General features: G+C 64.0%; 13 protein-coding genes and 2 pseudogenes. 1 reads left to right on the plus strand and 14 read right to left on the minus strand.

All coding sequences use genetic code 11. From position 1 onward, the window contains the following. The first annotated feature begins 54 nt into the window (after nt 1-54). Nucleotides 55-1,545, plus strand: coding sequence for a helix-turn-helix domain-containing protein (locus tag H9K75_RS14230; RefSeq protein ID WP_003462893.1), 1,491 nt, complete (start codon nt 55-57; stop codon nt 1,543-1,545). A 35-nt stretch (nt 1,546-1,580) separates the two neighbouring features. Here the strand turns inward: H9K75_RS14230 and H9K75_RS14235 are convergent, their stop codons facing one another. The 14 genes and pseudogenes from H9K75_RS14235 to H9K75_RS14300 form a co-directional block, all read right to left on the minus strand. Beyond that, a complete protein-coding gene (locus tag H9K75_RS14235) occupies nt 1,581-1,799 on the minus strand; it encodes a DUF2274 domain-containing protein (RefSeq protein WP_003462895.1) in 219 nt (72 codons plus the stop codon). Then, on the minus strand, nt 1,796-3,073 hold the full coding sequence (locus tag H9K75_RS14240; protein ID WP_003462898.1) for a TrbI/VirB10 family protein: 1,278 nt from the start codon (nt 3,071-3,073) through the stop codon (nt 1,796-1,798). Before H9K75_RS14240 ends, H9K75_RS14235 begins: the two co-directional genes overlap by 4 nt. Before the next feature lie 2 nt (nt 3,074-3,075). Continuing rightward, complete coding sequence (gene trbG / locus H9K75_RS14245) at nt 3,076-4,080, minus strand: P-type conjugative transfer protein TrbG (RefSeq protein ID WP_003462900.1); 1,005 nt, start codon at nt 4,078-4,080, stop codon at nt 3,076-3,078. Next, nucleotides 4,077-4,781 (minus strand): conjugal transfer protein TrbF, encoded by a 705-nt coding sequence (trbF, locus tag H9K75_RS14250; RefSeq protein WP_003462903.1) that lies wholly within the window; start codon nt 4,779-4,781, stop codon nt 4,077-4,079. The genes trbG and trbF overlap by 4 nt, the downstream gene beginning before the upstream one ends. 29 nt (nt 4,782-4,810) lie before the next feature. Beyond that, nucleotides 4,811-6,187 (minus strand): P-type conjugative transfer protein TrbL, encoded by a 1,377-nt coding sequence (gene trbL / locus H9K75_RS14255; protein WP_003462906.1) that lies wholly within the window; start codon nt 6,185-6,187, stop codon nt 4,811-4,813. 11 nt (nt 6,188-6,198) lie between these two features. Continuing rightward, nucleotides 6,199-6,942, minus strand: a complete 744-nt coding sequence (gene trbJ / locus H9K75_RS14260) for a P-type conjugative transfer protein TrbJ (protein WP_124164495.1) — start codon at nt 6,940-6,942, stop codon at nt 6,199-6,201. Beyond that, a complete protein-coding gene (gene trbE, locus H9K75_RS14265; RefSeq protein ID WP_124164494.1) occupies nt 6,939-9,389 on the minus strand; it encodes a conjugal transfer protein TrbE in 2,451 nt (816 codons plus the stop codon). Before trbE ends, trbJ begins: the two co-directional genes overlap by 4 nt. A gap of 12 nt (nt 9,390-9,401) precedes the next feature. After that, a complete protein-coding gene (locus H9K75_RS14270) occupies nt 9,402-9,671 on the minus strand; it encodes a VirB3 family type IV secretion system protein (RefSeq protein ID WP_003462917.1) in 270 nt (89 codons plus the stop codon). Further along, entirely contained in the window at nt 9,668-10,054 is a 387-nt protein-coding gene (locus tag H9K75_RS14275; protein WP_022960600.1) for a TrbC/VirB2 family protein, read from the minus strand. Before H9K75_RS14275 ends, H9K75_RS14270 begins: the two co-directional genes overlap by 4 nt. Then, on the minus strand, nt 10,051-11,121 hold the full coding sequence (trbB, locus tag H9K75_RS14280) for a P-type conjugative transfer ATPase TrbB (protein ID WP_124164493.1): 1,071 nt from the start codon (nt 11,119-11,121) through the stop codon (nt 10,051-10,053). The genes H9K75_RS14275 and trbB overlap by 4 nt, the downstream gene beginning before the upstream one ends. Beyond that, nucleotides 11,118-11,606: a ribbon-helix-helix protein, CopG family gene (locus H9K75_RS14285; RefSeq protein WP_008294937.1), complete on the minus strand. Its 489-nt coding sequence runs from the start codon at nt 11,604-11,606 to the stop codon at nt 11,118-11,120. Before H9K75_RS14285 ends, trbB begins: the two co-directional genes overlap by 4 nt. After that, a pseudogene (locus H9K75_RS14290) lies at nt 11,603-13,597 on the minus strand (conjugal transfer protein TraG). Before H9K75_RS14290 ends, H9K75_RS14285 begins: the two are co-directional and overlap by 4 nt. A 236-nt stretch (nt 13,598-13,833) precedes the next feature. After that, nucleotides 13,834-14,088: an EexN family lipoprotein gene (locus H9K75_RS14295; RefSeq protein WP_024718240.1), complete on the minus strand. Its 255-nt coding sequence runs from the start codon at nt 14,086-14,088 to the stop codon at nt 13,834-13,836. A 31-nt stretch (nt 14,089-14,119) separates the two neighbouring features. Continuing rightward, nucleotides 14,120-15,034 (minus strand): annotated as a pseudogene (locus H9K75_RS14300) (LysR family transcriptional regulator); the annotation flags it as partial.

Below are 15,034 nucleotides of genomic sequence, written 5' to 3' on the forward strand. Positions count from 1 at the left end.
CAAACTCTTTCATAGAATAATTGATGTCATATTTTTTAACTGACATCGTGTTTTATGGCATCAGAAACCATTCCAAGACCGGAGCAAGTTCGTGCCGCGCGCAGCTTGCTCGGCTGGTCGCAGCAAGATCTCGCCGCCAAGGCAGGGGTTGCAATCTCCACGATCGCTGACTTCGAACGCGGGCAGCGCAGTCCTATACCAAACAACGCGCTTGCCATCCGTCAAGCGTTGGAAGCGGCGGGTGTGCTATTTACCGAGACAGGCGTTAGTCATGGCTTTCATTGGACGTTCATGACTGAGCGCGGGACGAGTGGCTTGATCGTCACTTTTACCCCCGAAGCGGCCGGGCCAGTGATCGACTTTGCGTCAATCTTTGGCAAAGTCGAGCCTCCAAAGGTTTCGATCGACACAATCCAGTGCGCAACGCCAGAACTCAGGAACAAGGTCCACGATTACGTCGATCGGCATGCGGCTAAAACGCCACATCTGTTCCGCTTGCGCAAGATGCTCGACGACATGCCTGACGGGGAGTTCTTCCTGCTCCTGCCAACGCCGCCGTCCTCAACGGCTGAGCAATTTCGCTATGAGCAGGTACTGCACCAGCTCAATCATCCGCAAGAGCAACCTCTAGATGAACACTTGCAGGTCTTCGGGCGCTTGCTTGAGAAATATGACTTGTGCATGCCTCGAACCGACAAACATTTCAACATCGGCAATGCCAAGAAGGCAGACAGAACTTGTCGATTTTGTGGCAACTCAAGGAAGACTGGAGCACAATTCAATAAGGAGGCCCATGCCATTCCAGCCGCACTGGGCAACAAGTACCTCAAGCTCGCTGACGAATGTGACGATTGCAATCAGTATTTCGGAGACAAGATCGAGCCCACCCTTGTCGAGCTTCTCAATATCCAGCGGGTGTTTCTCGGCATTGAAGCTCGCGGGTCATTGCCTACTGTTAAATTCCCAGGGGGCAGGCTGTTCCGTGATGGCAACAACGACAAGATGATGGTCGTTGTATCCGAGAAAATCTCTGAGGATGCTTCCGGCGTACTGACTGCGCAACTAGGAACGGGAAAACCCATAGTCCCACAGAGTTTCTACCGCGCTCTGAGCAAGATCGCCCTATCTGTTATTCCAGAACAAGAACTTCCTGCACTGGCGAAAACGATCCGTTGGGTACGCTATGGCGAATCTTCCGAAGCTCCTTTGCCGAAGATAGCCGCTGCAGTGGTAATGCTCCCTCCCGACCCATCGGCCCAGATCACTTTGTACATCCGCAAGGAGCCTCATTCGAAGATGCCCCATGTCTTGTGTGAATTCCGACTGGGGTGCTACATGTACGTCTATGCCCTGCCTTTCTCCGAGAGAGATGATGGAAACCTTTTGGGATTCTTCGAGGAAGAGGAATTCAAGCAAACTTTTCGGCACTACGCATCGGTGCCCTCGTGGAGTCAACAGGACTACAGCGGAAACCAGGAAATCCAGGTGCTCCAAAGTATTAGACTGCAACCGAGCAACGCGCCTATTGATGGGCAACCATCCTGATCGCTGATTGCCTAAGCTGCTCTCGTGTCATTCCCTCACTTTGAGAGCCGCTTGAAGTTTCGATCCCCCGCCATGAACGCCTCCAGCATGTGCGGGATCAGCGTCGTGGCATCAACCGCCTCGCCATACGCCTGCGCATGCAGTGCGGCGTAGCGGTCGAGATCGGCTTTCAAGCTGGCCGGGCAGGCGAAGGTCAGCTTCACGCTCTCGATCTTGGGCAGCGGCCCCAGCCGTAGTTTCCTGGTTGTGCTCATCGTGAAGTCCCCTTGATGAAGAACAGCGGCTGATAGGGCCGCAGCACCAGATCACGGTTCACGATGATGCGCACCGGCAAGCCGGGGCGGCTGGTCAGCGTGGGCTGGATGTTGAGGTTGCGCCGGGTCACTTCCTGGCCGACCTGGTTCACGGTGTCCTGCAGGCTGTCGCGCCCGGCGATGATGACGCGATCACCGTCCTGGCGGTTCTCGGGTGCGGCCAGTTCGGCACCGACGCCCAGCAGCGTGGTCAGCACGGCACCGGCAAAGATCCGATCCCAATGCCAGTCCACATCGTCTTCCAGACCCGCATAACCTGCCGGGTCGGTGCCGATCAGGTTGTCGAGCGTGAGCGAAGACGTATCCGGCAGGATGATGCGGTTCCACACCACCTGCACGCGGCTCTGGCCATAGCTGACCTGGCTGTTGTACTTGCCCAAGATGCGCGAACCCTGCGGGATCAGCAGGAACTTGCCAGTGGCCGTGTCGTAGATCGGTTCCGTCACCGTGGCGATCACATCGCCCGGCAGGTCGGACTTGATGCCCGTGACCAGTGCCCCAGCAATGACCGTTCCAACCATCACTTGATACGGCGAGGTGGGTATTTGCAGGTTGCCGGAGTTACGGGTTTCCGTAGAACCGCCTGTCAGGAACGCCTCTTTCTGGTCTTGCCGGTTCTGCACGGCAGTCGGATCAGCAGGCTGGGCCGCCGTCGAGGCCGGGCCAGCGGCCAGGGGATCGAAAGCGGCATTGGCAGCGAAGCCCGGTGCGGCGGCGACCTGCGACTGCGCCACGGGCGCAGCCTGCGGGGAGCCAGTGCGAAAGAACACCGATGAAGCTGCCGCCGCTTCTTCTTCCTTGCGCAGCGCATCGTTGGGGTCGTAGCCGGGCGCGGCATAGGTGGCGGCGACCGGCTGCTGCGAGTTCACGATGGCTGGCCCCAGGTCGCCAGGCAAAGGAGGCCCCAGTTCCGGCACGTCGGGCGGCAGCGGTGGCAGCTTGGAATAGTCCGTTGGCAGCGCATCCAGTCCCTCCGACTTGGACACGCGATCCACGTTGTACAGCTCGGTGGATTCACCCGCGCCGCGTTGCTGCGGCTGCAGCGACCAGATCAGTGCGCCCATCACGCCAACCGACAAGCAGCCGGCGAGGATCGCCAGCGTGCGCCGGTTCAGGCGCGTGACCGGGCGCGGTTGGGCGCGCAGCGCCACCGCCTCGGGAGCCACCTTGTCCGCCTGAGGCGTGGCAAGGTCGGGAATGTCATCCTGGCTCATACTCAGTTCCTCCCGGCAATGCCATCCGTGCGCTCGATGCGCACCACGTCGCCCTTGTCGGCGCCCAGGCGAAGTTCGGCCGCACCGAACAGGCGATCCACGATGTAGTACGGCGAGCGGAAGCGATAGTTCACCAGTTGCCCATCCCCCTGCGCACCGATGACGAACAGTGGGGGCAGTTCGCCCTGGGCGATGCCTGCCGGGAACTGGATATAGACCTTCTCTCCATCATCGAAGGCGCGCAGCGGCTTCCACGGTGGATTGCTGCCGCTGATTGCATAGCGAAATCGGATGTTCTCCAACGACAGGCCCGCATCGACCGGCGCGGCCGCGTTGGCGGCTTGCGCCTGGCGCTGCAAGGCCAGCATCCGATCCTTGGGATAGTCCCAGGACACCGACGCCATCCATGCCTTGTCGGTCGAGGTCAGTTCCAGCAGGTACGTCCTGCGGCTGGTCGTGATGACCAGATTGGTCTTCAAGCCGGAACGAATAGGCTTGACCAGCACATTGACGCGCAAATCGGCCCCGCTGCCGCTGGAGGTGTCACCCACGATCCAGCGCACCGTGTCGCCCGCAGCGACCGTCACCAGTTCCTCGCCGGGTTGGAGCGCGATCACCGTCACGCGACCCACCGACGCATAGACCTGGTACAGCGCGCCATCGGTGAAGGGCCAGACCTGAATCGCATTGACGTAGCCCTCGCGGGTCGGCGCGATCCGTGCCTCGGCATTGGCGCGGGAGACGCGCACCTTCTCGTCAGCAGGCTCCAGTGCCGCCGGGGCCGCATCCACGTCCGGCAGCGGCTTCAACTGCGCGGGCAATGCCAACGGTTCGGGCACGGCCACCACTTCGATGGGTTTGGGCGGCTCGGGCAATGGCTGCGCTTGCACCGGTTCATCGAGCGAGATCACCGGCGGCGGCTTGCCCTGCGTGGCGCAGCCCGCAAACAGGACAGTCGATGCCAGCAAGATCACCGGCAATGCGGCTTTACGGAAATGTGCATTCATGGTTTGGCTCCTTCAGAAGAATCCAGTTCACGGCTCCACGACAGGCCATTGACGTAGATGCCCAGCGGGTTGCGGCGCAGGCGTTCTTCGGTGCGCGGGGTCTGCTGCACGATGGACACCACCGCCGTCCATCGCTCCAGCCCGGCAGCCGCGCCATTGACGTAGCGGCGTTCCGTCCAGCGCACGTTGAACGACGCCTCACTGGCGCGAACCACACTGGTGATCTGCACCGTCACCGACTCCTTGCCGATACGGGCAAACGGGTCATTCACCCGCGCATAGTCGTTGAGCACCGCCGCGCCCCGATCGGTGGTGTAGTCGTAGGCATCGAGCCAGTTCTGGCGCACGACGATGGGGTCGATGGACAGCGAGCGCACCAGCGTCACGAAGCGCGCGATGTGGTGCGCCGTCTGCGCATCGGTGGGTCGGTACGGCGTGGCCGCTTCGCCCACGGTGCGCACTTGGCCGGACTGATCGACCTCGATGACATAGGGCGTGACGATGGATTGTGCTGAGCGCCACACCAGGCCACCGGCCATCAGCAGCGCGAGCACCAGGCAGCCAAAGGCCATCAGCCGCCAGTTCTTGGCCTGCACGCGGGCCGAGCCGATGCGCTCGTCCCACACCTGGGCAGCGGCTTGATACGGAGTGGCAGGCTGCGGCGTATCGGCATAGCGCACCTGCGGTCGTTTGAATCGCATGGAGTTCTCCTTGAAAGTCAGCTATCGGGTCATTCATCGGGGCGCAGGCTCGGGCCTTGGCCCGAACCGCCGCCGTCGCCACCGCGCAGCGTGTGCGCGGCCGTGGTGGTGGCCTGGGTGAGTTGTTGGCGACGTTGCAGGCGCTTGGCCCAGCCGGGTTGTTCCTGCTTCTGCGCGTTGGCATCGCCAGCGGCGGTTTGCCCGGAACCGGCAGTGCTACCGCCTGCGCCGCCATCGGCGCCAGAGCCTTGCCAGCCTGCTTTGAATGGCGCGGCCGCCTTGGCTGCCGCCGCTTTGATGCCTGCACCAGCGCGCTGACCAGCGGTCTGTGCGCCGCCCTTGGCGACATTGCCCAGCCCTGCCATCGCGCCTTTGGCTCCGCCGCCCGCAGCGGCGGAACCGGCCTGAAAGGCCGACTTCGCGCTGCCAGCCGCCGAGGTTGCGGCCCGCGCGCCAGCCCCGGCGAGCTTGGCGGCAGCCGGTGCCATGCGCGCCCCGGCCATCACCGCACCGCCCACGCCGGTGGCCGCAGCACCTACGGCAACCGCCGCGCCTGCGGCACCAATCGCAGCACCGGCCATCGCGCCTGCGCCAAGCTGCGGTGCGCCGGAGACCAGCCCGGTGGCGATACCCGGCCCGAAGATTCCCAGCGCCAGCAGCGTGAGCGAGGCCAGCATGATGACCACCGCATGGTCGATGGACGGCTCGGCCGGATGTACCTGGAACTCGGCAAACAGGCCCGAGCCAATGCCGACGATAACGGCCAGCACCAGCACCTTGATGCCCGAGGACACTACGTTGCCCAGCACCTTTTCGGCGAGAAAGCTGGTCTTGTTCCACAGCGCGAACGGCACCAGTACGAAGCCCGCGAGCGTGGTCAGCTTGAACTCGATCAAGGTGATGAAAAGCTGGATCGCCAGCACGAAGAAACACAGGATCACCACCGCCCAGGCCAGGAACATGACCACGATGGGCGTCATGTTCACGAACACCTCGGGGAAGCCCGCCATGTCACTGATCTGCTCAAGGATCGGCGCTGCCGCGTCGATGCCGGTCTTGGCCAGGCGTCCCGGTTGCAGGAATTCGCCCATGCTCATCGTCGAGCCGCTGGCCGTCAGGCCCAGGCCCGCGAACGAGCGGAAGACGATGCTGGCCAGCCAGTTGAAGTTATTGATGATGTAGGCGAAGGCACCGACGTACAGCACCTTGCGCAGCAGCTTGGCGATCACTTCATCGCCCTGGCCGGTGGCATGGCTCATCGCCCAGTACAGCCCGGCGATGGTCATGTCGATGACGATCAGCGTGGCGGTGAGGAACGCGACTTCGCCCTGCAGCAGCCCAAAACCCGAGTCGATGTAGCGCGAGAAGGTGTCGAGGAAGCGGTCGATGACCGTCACGTCGTTCATGGCAGCCCCTGTCAGTTGCCGTAGAAATCCACGCGCTGCGGCGTGTATGGCGTGCCATCGCCCAGGAATCGGCGCGTTACTTCACGGCCGCGCTCGACAGCCGCTGCTTGGCGTGCCAGTTCCAGCGCGGCGGCGCGTTCCTGCGTGATCTGGAGCTGCTGCGCCTGGATCGACTGCTTGGCCTGTAAGGCCAGAAGCTGGTTGGTCGCCTGCATGGCTTGCAGCGCGCCGGTTGCTGACTGACTCTGGCTGACCAGATCGGACAGTGCGCTTTCGTCTTGGGCCAGGTTCTGCGACACCTGGGCCTGCATCCGCATCGCGGTATGCAGACCATTCAAGGTGTTCTTCCAGCGCTCCTGCGCGTCGCGTAGCATCTGGTCGCCGCTCACGGTCGCGGCGTACTGCTCCGGGTACAGCCGGGCGAAGGTGGCATCCATGCTCTGCACGTCATAGGCCAGACCGCGCGCCTCGGCGATCAAGCGCTCGGTCGTGGCGAGCGTCGAGCGCAAGCGATTGACGATGTTGAAGTCCAGATTCGCCAGATTACGCGCCTGGTTCATCAGCATCTGGGCTTCGTTCTGAAGCTGGTTGATCTGGTTGTTGATCTGCTCCAGCGTGCGCACGGCGGTCAGCGTGTTCTGCACGAAGTTCGACGGGTCGAACACTGTCAGCGCGGATGCGGGCTGAACGGCCAGCAGCGACACCGACAGCACGGCGGCGAGCGAGGCGGACAGCAAACGGGGCTGGGTCTTCATGGTGAAACCTCCGGTCGTTGAGAAGCGAGGAAGGACGCTGCTGCCGGTGAGGACGGCAGCAGGTCGGCGGCCCAATCGAGGCCGCGATGGCGCAGCCACGCGCCGGCAAATCCCGGTGTGCCGGCGTCCAGCAGCACGCGATCCATGTCGCGTTGGTCTTGCGGGATGGAAGCCCCGGCAAAGGCCAGCGTGGCTGGCCCCAGGTCGAGGTCGAACAGGCGATTGCCCAGGCGCGATTGGTAGTAGTAGTCACGCTTGGGCTGCGCGGTCGCCACGATCTCGATCTGGCGCGCGTTCAGCCCAAAGCCTTCGTAGATCGTGCGAATCTGCGGCTCGGTGGCCTGCGGGTTAGGGAGAAAAATCCGACTGGCGCAGCTTTCGATCACTGCCGGGGCAATGCTCGAATCCTTGATGTCGGCCAGCGACTGGGTGGCAAAGATGACGCTCACGTTCTTCTTTCGCAGCGTCTTCAACCATTGCCGGATGCGGGCGGCAAACACCGGGTCATCGAGGAACAGCCAGGCTTCATCGAGGATCAGCAGCGTGGGTGCGCCGTCGAAGCGTTCATCGAAGCGGGCGAACAGGTAGCCCAGCACGGCCAGCACCGCCGCCTTGCTGTGCATCAGCTCTTCCATCTCGAAGCCCTGCACGCTGCCGGAGCCCAGTCGGTCGGCATCGGCGTCCAGCAGCTTGCCGTGGGCACCACCCAGCACATAGGGTGCGAGCGCCTGGCGCAGTGCGTTTGATTGCAGCAGTACCGACAGGCCCGTCAGCGTGCGTTGCTCCGCTGGCGCACCGGCCAAGCTGCCTAGTGCCGACCAGATCGCAGCCTTCTCGTCCGGGCCAATGACGACACCTTCATGCAACAGGCGGCCTTCCACCCATTCGGCGGCCCAGGTGCGGTAGCCCTCCTGGTCGATGCGGGCCAATGGCTGAAAAGCAATCGCCCCGTCATTGCCGAGGTCGTAATGCTCGCCGCCCAGCCCGAGGATGGTGGCGCGCATCGAGCGGCCCATGTCGAAGGCGAAGATGCGCGAGCCGGGATAGCGGCGAAACTGCATTGCCAGCGTCGCGAGCAACACCGACTTGCCCATGCCGGTCGGCCCGGCCACCAGCGTGTGGCCCACATCGCCGATGTGCGTCACCAGCCGGAACGGCGTCGCGCCATCGGTGCGGGTGACGATCAGCGGCGGGCCATCCAGATGCGCGTTCCTCTCCGGACCGGCCCACACGGCGGACAGTGGCATCATGTGCGCCAGGTTCAGCGTCGAGACGATGGGCTGGCGCACGTTGGCATAGGCGTTGCCAGGGATCGACGACAGCCAGGCATCCACTGCGTTCAAGGTCTCGGGGATGGTGACGAAGCCGCGCCCCTGGATGACGCGCTCCACCATGCGCAGCTTCTCGTCGGCCACAGCGGAATCGGCATCCATGACGGTGACGGTGGCCGTCAGGTAGCCGAAGGCCACCTGATCGCTGCCCAGTTCTTGCAAGGCGGCGTCTGCATCGGCGGCCTTGTTGTTGGCGTCGGTATCGACCAGCGGGCTTTCCTGCTGGAAGATCGTTTCACGCAACAGCGCGACGACATTCTTGCGCTTGGCGAACCACTGGCGACGCAGGCGTCCAAGCTCTTTTTCCGCTTCGGCTTTGTCGAGGCAAAGGAACCGGGTTGCCCAACGATAGCCGAAGCCCAAGCGGTTGAGGTCGTCCAAAATCCCCGGCCAAGTCGAGGTCGGAAAGCCTCGCACCGACACCACGCGCAGGTGCTGATCGCCCAGCATGGGTGCCAGACCACCGACCAGCGCGGAGTCGGCCAGCAATGCGTCGATGTGGAATGGCACCTCGGGTACGCCGACGCGGTAGCGCCGCGTGGACACCGTGGCGTGCAGGTAAGTCAGTGTCTGGCTGTCATCGAGCCAGGCAATCTCCGGCATCACGCCGTCGAGCAGGTCGAACACGCGATCCGTTTCCGCCACGAAGGCTTCCAGCCGACCCTGCCAGTCCACGCCATCGCCCGGCGCATTCTCATAGAGCATCTTGGCGGCACGGGCGCGGGATTCTTCTGGTGGCAGGTAGGCCAGCGTCAGGTGATAGGCGCTCTCGTAGTGGTGGCCGGATTCCTCGAAGGCTGCACGGCGTTCTTCCTCCACCAGCCAGGACAACGGCTCGGGGAAATCGGAACGTGGATAGCCCGCCGCTGCGCAGCGCTCGGCTTCGATGAACAAGGCCCAGCCCGACCCCAGGCGGCGCAGTGCGTTGTTCAAGCGTGCCGACGTGGCGATCAGCTCGCCTTGCGTGGCGCTGTTCAGATCCGGCCCGCGAAAATGTGCCGTGCGCTGGAACGAGCCATCCTTGTTCAAGACGACGCCCGGCCCGATCAGCCCGGCCCAGGGCAGCCAGTCGGCCAGCAGTGCGGGCCGCTGGCGGTATTCGGCAAGGTTCAGCATGTCGGCACTCCCCTATGCGTCCAGCAGCGGCTTGTGCTTGATGTGCCGGGCGAAGACCTGCATGAACTGCGGATCGACGCGCGCGCCCCAGACCGCCAGCGAATGGCCGGCGATCCAGAGCACCACGCCGGGAATCCACAGTTGCAGGCCCAGCCCGACGGCGGCGGCCAGCGTGCCGTTGGCAATCGCCACGGTGCGCGGCGCACCGCCCAGCAGGATCGGCTCGGTCAGCGAGCGATGCAGCGGCACTTCAAAGCCCGGAAGATCGGTGGCCGTGCTCATACGACGGCCCCGCCGGAGAAGCTGAAGAACGACAGGAAGAAGCTCGAAGCCGCGAAGGCGATGGACAGGCCGAAGACGATCTGGATCAGCTTGCGAAAGCCGCCACTGGTATCGCCGAAGGCCAACGCCAGGCCGGTGGCGATGATGATGATCACCGCGACGATGCGGGCTACCGGCCCCTGGATGGATTCGAGAATGGATTGCAGCGGGCCTTCCCACGGCATTGAGGAACCGGCGGCCTGCGCCGTGCCCGCCAGCAACAGCATCAACACCGCGAGCAGCAACCCTTGTCCTGCGGGTCGGGCCAGGCGATGCAAACGCGCCAGCATGGGCAGCGGGGAAAGCGGGTTTACAGAAAGACGGAAAGCATCAACGTGCGTCATGGCAGTTCTCCAGGTTGTTCAGGGATCGAGGAAGGCGTAGCGGCAGCGGCTGTAAGAGGAACCGGCGGCAGCTCGGGAAGCGTCGCTTCCAGCGCATCCGCCAGGCGGTAGCCCGCGCCGTCGAAACCGACGACGCGGGAAATGGTTTCGACGTGGCGCTTGCGGCCGCGGCCTGCGATGTGGATCACGACATTGACCGCCTCGGCGATCAGGGCGCGGGGCGGATTCACCGCCACTTCGAGGATCAGTTGCTCCAGGCGCAGCAGCGCGCCCAACGCGGAGCCGGCATGAATGGTGGCGATGCCGCCGGGGTGGCCGGTGCCCCAGACCTTCACCAGATCCAGCGCTTCGCCGCCGCGCACTTCGCCGACGATCACGCGGTCGGGCCGCAGGCGCATCGTGGCCCGCACCAGCTCGGTCATGGACACGACGCCGGCGCGGGTGCGCAGCGGCACATGGTCGCGGGCCGCGCATTGCAGTTCGATGGTGTCTTCAAGCACCAGCACGCGGTCGCCGGTGGCGGCGATCTCGGCCAGCAAGGCATTGGCCAGCGTGGTCTTGCCGGTGCTGGTGCCTCCGGCGATCAGGATGTTGTGCCGCTCGCGCACGGCATGACGCAGAAACTCGGCCTGCCCAGTGGTCAGGATGCCATCAGCCACATAGCGATCCAGACCGATGATGCTCACGGCACGCTTGCGCAGCGCAAAGGCCGGGCCGGGTGCGGCGGGCGGCAGGATGCCCTCGAAGCGTTCGCCGGTTTCAGGCAGTTCGGCGGTCAAGAGCGGTTGGCCGCGATGCACCTCCGCACCGACATGGGCGGCGACCAGGCGGATGATGCGTTCGCCATCGGCTTCGGGCAGTTCTACGCCGAGCGGCGCACGGCCAGACGACAGCCGATCCACCCACAATGTCCGGTCGGGGTTGAGCATCACTTCCACCACGTCCGGGTCTTCCAGCGCAGCGGCGATCACCGGCCCCATCGCCGTGCGCAGCATCTGGATGCGGCGATCCTGGGACGCCGCAGCGGATGAGCGTGGTTCTGGTGGGATTGGAGGAACGGCACTCATGACGCACGCTCCGCAGTGCGTTCATGGGCGGCGGCCATCGCGGCCGCGTCATCCATGCGCATCTCGAACTCACGATCCTGGGGATGCAGTTCTTCCACCACGTCCCGTACCAGGCTGCGGCCACGCAGCAGGTGGCGGCCTAACTGTTCGACGAACTGCTCGAAGCGCGCCTTGCCCTGCGCGCGAGCCGCATCCTGATGGGCCTCCGGCACCGGCGTGCTGACGGTCAGGTAGTAGCGGACGAATAGCGCCAGCGTCTCGATCTGGATGTTCTGGTCACGCTCCAGGCGCTCGGCCTGCCGCGACAGGCGATCCAGTCGTTTGGCGATGGCGGCCTCACGCTGGTCGCCGGCATCGGGTGACAGCCAGGACGCCAAGGCAGCGGCGACGATGCTGGACTTTGACACGCCTTTCTTCGCGGCCAGCTCGTCCAGACGCTTGGCGTGCTCGTGCTGGATGAACAGGTTCAATCGGTATTGGCTCATAGGTCGATTCCGTCGTTGGGTCGAGAGATGCCAGCCGCGCCGTGCGTTGCAGGGCGGGGTCGAACTGGCCGGGAAGCAGCGGGGCATGTCGTCGTCATCGAGCAGCGCCAAGTCGCTGGGCGTGTAATCGGGTTCGGGGTCGTAGGCGACGGTTTCGGACAGCTCGGGCTGACGGCGGGGCCGCCGTCGTCGGAGCCACCCAGGTCATCGGCAGATGCCGTGGCCTGTGCCGCAGGCACGGCCGGGATCGCCAAACCGCTCCAGTCATCGGGACGTGCAGGCGGCACATCGGCATAGCGGCCTGCCGTTAGCGCAGGCGGCGGCAGTACCCGCTGCTTGAAATTGGCATCAGCGTAGTAGCGCAACTTCTTGGCCTTGATCGGCGCGACGCTGGACACCATCACCACTGATTCGTCTGGCGCAAGCTGCATGACTTCGCCGGGCGTCAGTAGCGGCCGCGCCGTCTCTTGGCGGGACACCATCAGGTGGCCGAGCCACGGCGCAAGTCGATGGCCTGCGTAGTTCCGCTGCGCACGCAGTTCGGTAGCCGTGCCCAGCGTTTCGGAGATCCGTTTCGCCGTGCGTTCGTCATTCGTGGCGAAGGTCACGCGCACATGGCAGTTGTCCAGAATCGAATGGTTCTGCCCATACGCCTTGTCGATCTGGTTGAGCGACTGCGCGATCAGGAAACTGCGGATGCCGTAGCCGGCCATGAAGGCCAGCGCCGTCTCGAAGAAGTCCAGGCGCCCCAGAGCCGAGAACTCGTCGAGCATCAGCAACAGCTTGTGGCGGCGCTCAATGCCGTCGCTGCCATCGAGCGACTCGGTGAGCCGTCGCCCGATCTGGTTGAGGATCAACCGGATCAGCGGCTTGGTGCGGCTGATGTCCGAAGGCGGCACCACCAGATACAACGACACAGGGGATGCAGACGCGATCAGATCGGCGATGCGCCAGTCGCAGCGCGACGTGACTGCGGCCACGGTCGGATCACGGTACAGGCCGAGGAACGACATGGCGGTGCTCAACACGCCGGAACGCTCGTTGTCCGACTTGTTGAGCACTTCGCGGGCGGCGGACGCGACAACGGGATGCGGTACATCTCCAAGATGCCGCGTGGTCATCATCCGATGCAGCGTCAGCTCGAACGGGCAAGCCGGGTCACTGAGGAAGTTCGCCACGCCGCGCAGCGTCTTGTCCTCTCCCGCGTAGAGCACATGCAGGATCGCGCCGACCAGCAGCGCATGACTGGTCTTCTCCCAGTGGTTGCGCTTCTCCAGCGCCCCTTCGGGATCGACCAGGATATCGGCGATGTTCTGCACGTCGCGCACCTCGTGCGCGCCGCGCCTCACTTCCAGCAACGGGTTGTAGGCCGCCGAACTGGCATCGGTCGGGTTGAACAGCAGGCAGTGGCTAAATCGACTGCGCCAGCCAGCGGTGATCTGCCAGTTCTCGCCCTTGATGTCGTGGATGACGGCGGATGCCGGCCAGGACAGCAGCGTCGGCACCACCAGGCCCACACCCTTGCCCGAGCGCGTGGGCGCAAAGGTCAGGACGTGTTCCGGCCCTTCGTGCCGCAGGTAGTGGCCGTCATGCTGGCCGAGAAAGACGCCGGCGGGCTGCGTCAGCCCGGCCTTGCGAATGTCGGCGACATCGGCCCAGCGGGCCGAGCCATAGGTCGTCACTTTGCGCGCCTGGCGCGAGCGCCACACCGACATGGCGATGGCGACCACCACGGCCAGCAGGCCGCTGCTCGCCGCGATCATGCCGCCGGTGTCGAACACCTGCGGCGCGTAGGCGTCGAAGAAGAACCACCACTCGAACAGCTTCCACGGGTAATAGACCGGCGTGCCGTGGAAGTCGAACCAGGGCGCGCCCAGGCGTAGCTGGTAGCCCAAGGCGGCGGCGGTCCATTGCGTGGCACCCCACACACCGGCGATCACGATGCCGAAGACGGCGGCGATCTGCCCGAACAACACGCCCTGAGCTTGCATACCCTGGCCTCCGATTTCTCCTGCGCTGATTCCCCGTGGAAAACGCGGCACAAAGGCGTGCCGCAGGCGTCAGGATCGGTGCCGGTTCAGTGCCGGTCAAAGACCGTTATCGGCAGCAAGGTGATGCAAAAAGCATGGTGTCATGCAGAGGCGAAACCAGTAAAAACGCCGCAGGCGTGAGCGCGCGGCGGCGTGTCGAGAAAGAAAAATCAAGATTCGCGGCAGAAAGCCAACAATCAGAACTTCGGCGGCGTGTAGGGCGTGTTTCCATAGCCAAAGAAGCGCTTGTTCGTCGCCTCGGCCACCCGGTTGCACAGCACGTCTCCCATCGTCGGGCGTTCGGTCTTGCACTGGCGGCGCAGCTCCCTCAGGCGCGCAGGATCTGCGACCAGCTCTTCCACGGTCGGTACATTGGTTGCCTGTTTCGGTGTTTCGGACTGGCCGCAAGCGGACAGCGCGGCGACCAACAGGAATGGGGCGATCTGCTTCATGGTCATGACTCGACTTCCTCTTGGGAATCGGGTTCAAGGGGGGCGTGGCTCTGATGCCGTCCGGCGATTCGATGGCCTGCACACGCTCGATAAAGCGTGACAGCACGTCCGAGGATCCACCTTCCCGGTGCAGCACATAAGTGGTCAGCATGGGTGAGCGACCCGCCAGCGGCCGAGCCACAATCCCAGGCTCACGGCTGCCTGCGATATGCGGCGCTCCGGCTAGGCCCAGCGCAAAGCCCGCCGACACTAACGCCATCATCAAATCGCACGAAGCCACACGTTCGGCAATCAGCGGCTCCATATCTATCCGGCGCAGTACGCGCTCGACTTGGCGAGCATGGCCTTCGCATACGTGCGGATCGCACAACACCAGCGGATAGCGCAGCACTTCTTCCAGCGGGATGCGCTTGTGCTTCAAAAGCGGATGACGTGCAGGAACCGCCACCATCAGCGCATCGCTCCAAACGGCTTCGGCAGTGATGCCTTCTCCAACTTCATCGGACTGGGCAAAGCCCACGTCGTAAAGGTCGTCATGCAGTCCCTTGATCTGCTGCGACAAGGGTACCTCGAACAGGCGAATCTCGACTTCGGGTTCTTCCTGCCGACACAGCGCCAGCAAGGACGGCAGGCGCGAGGGCGTGATGCCGTCGGACAGTGCGATACGCAACTGACCGTGGAAGCCGTTGGTGGCTGCATTCACGCTATCGCGCGCCTGCTGCAAGGCGGTGAAGATGCGCGGCACATGCTCCAGAAACAGCTTGCCCGCCCGTGTCAGCCGCGTGCTGCGGCTGGTACGAATGAACAACTGTTCGCCCAGGCTCTCCTCCAGCTCCTTGATAGTGCGCGACAGCGGTGACTGCTCGATGTGCAGCCTCTCCGCCGCGCGGGCGAAATGTAGTTCTTCGGCGACAGCGAGAAAGCAGCGTAAGTGTCGAATCTCCAT

Source organism: Diaphorobacter aerolatus, from assembly GCF_014489535.1.
Lineage (GTDB): Bacteria > Pseudomonadota > Gammaproteobacteria > Burkholderiales > Burkholderiaceae_C > Diaphorobacter_A > Diaphorobacter_A aerolatus.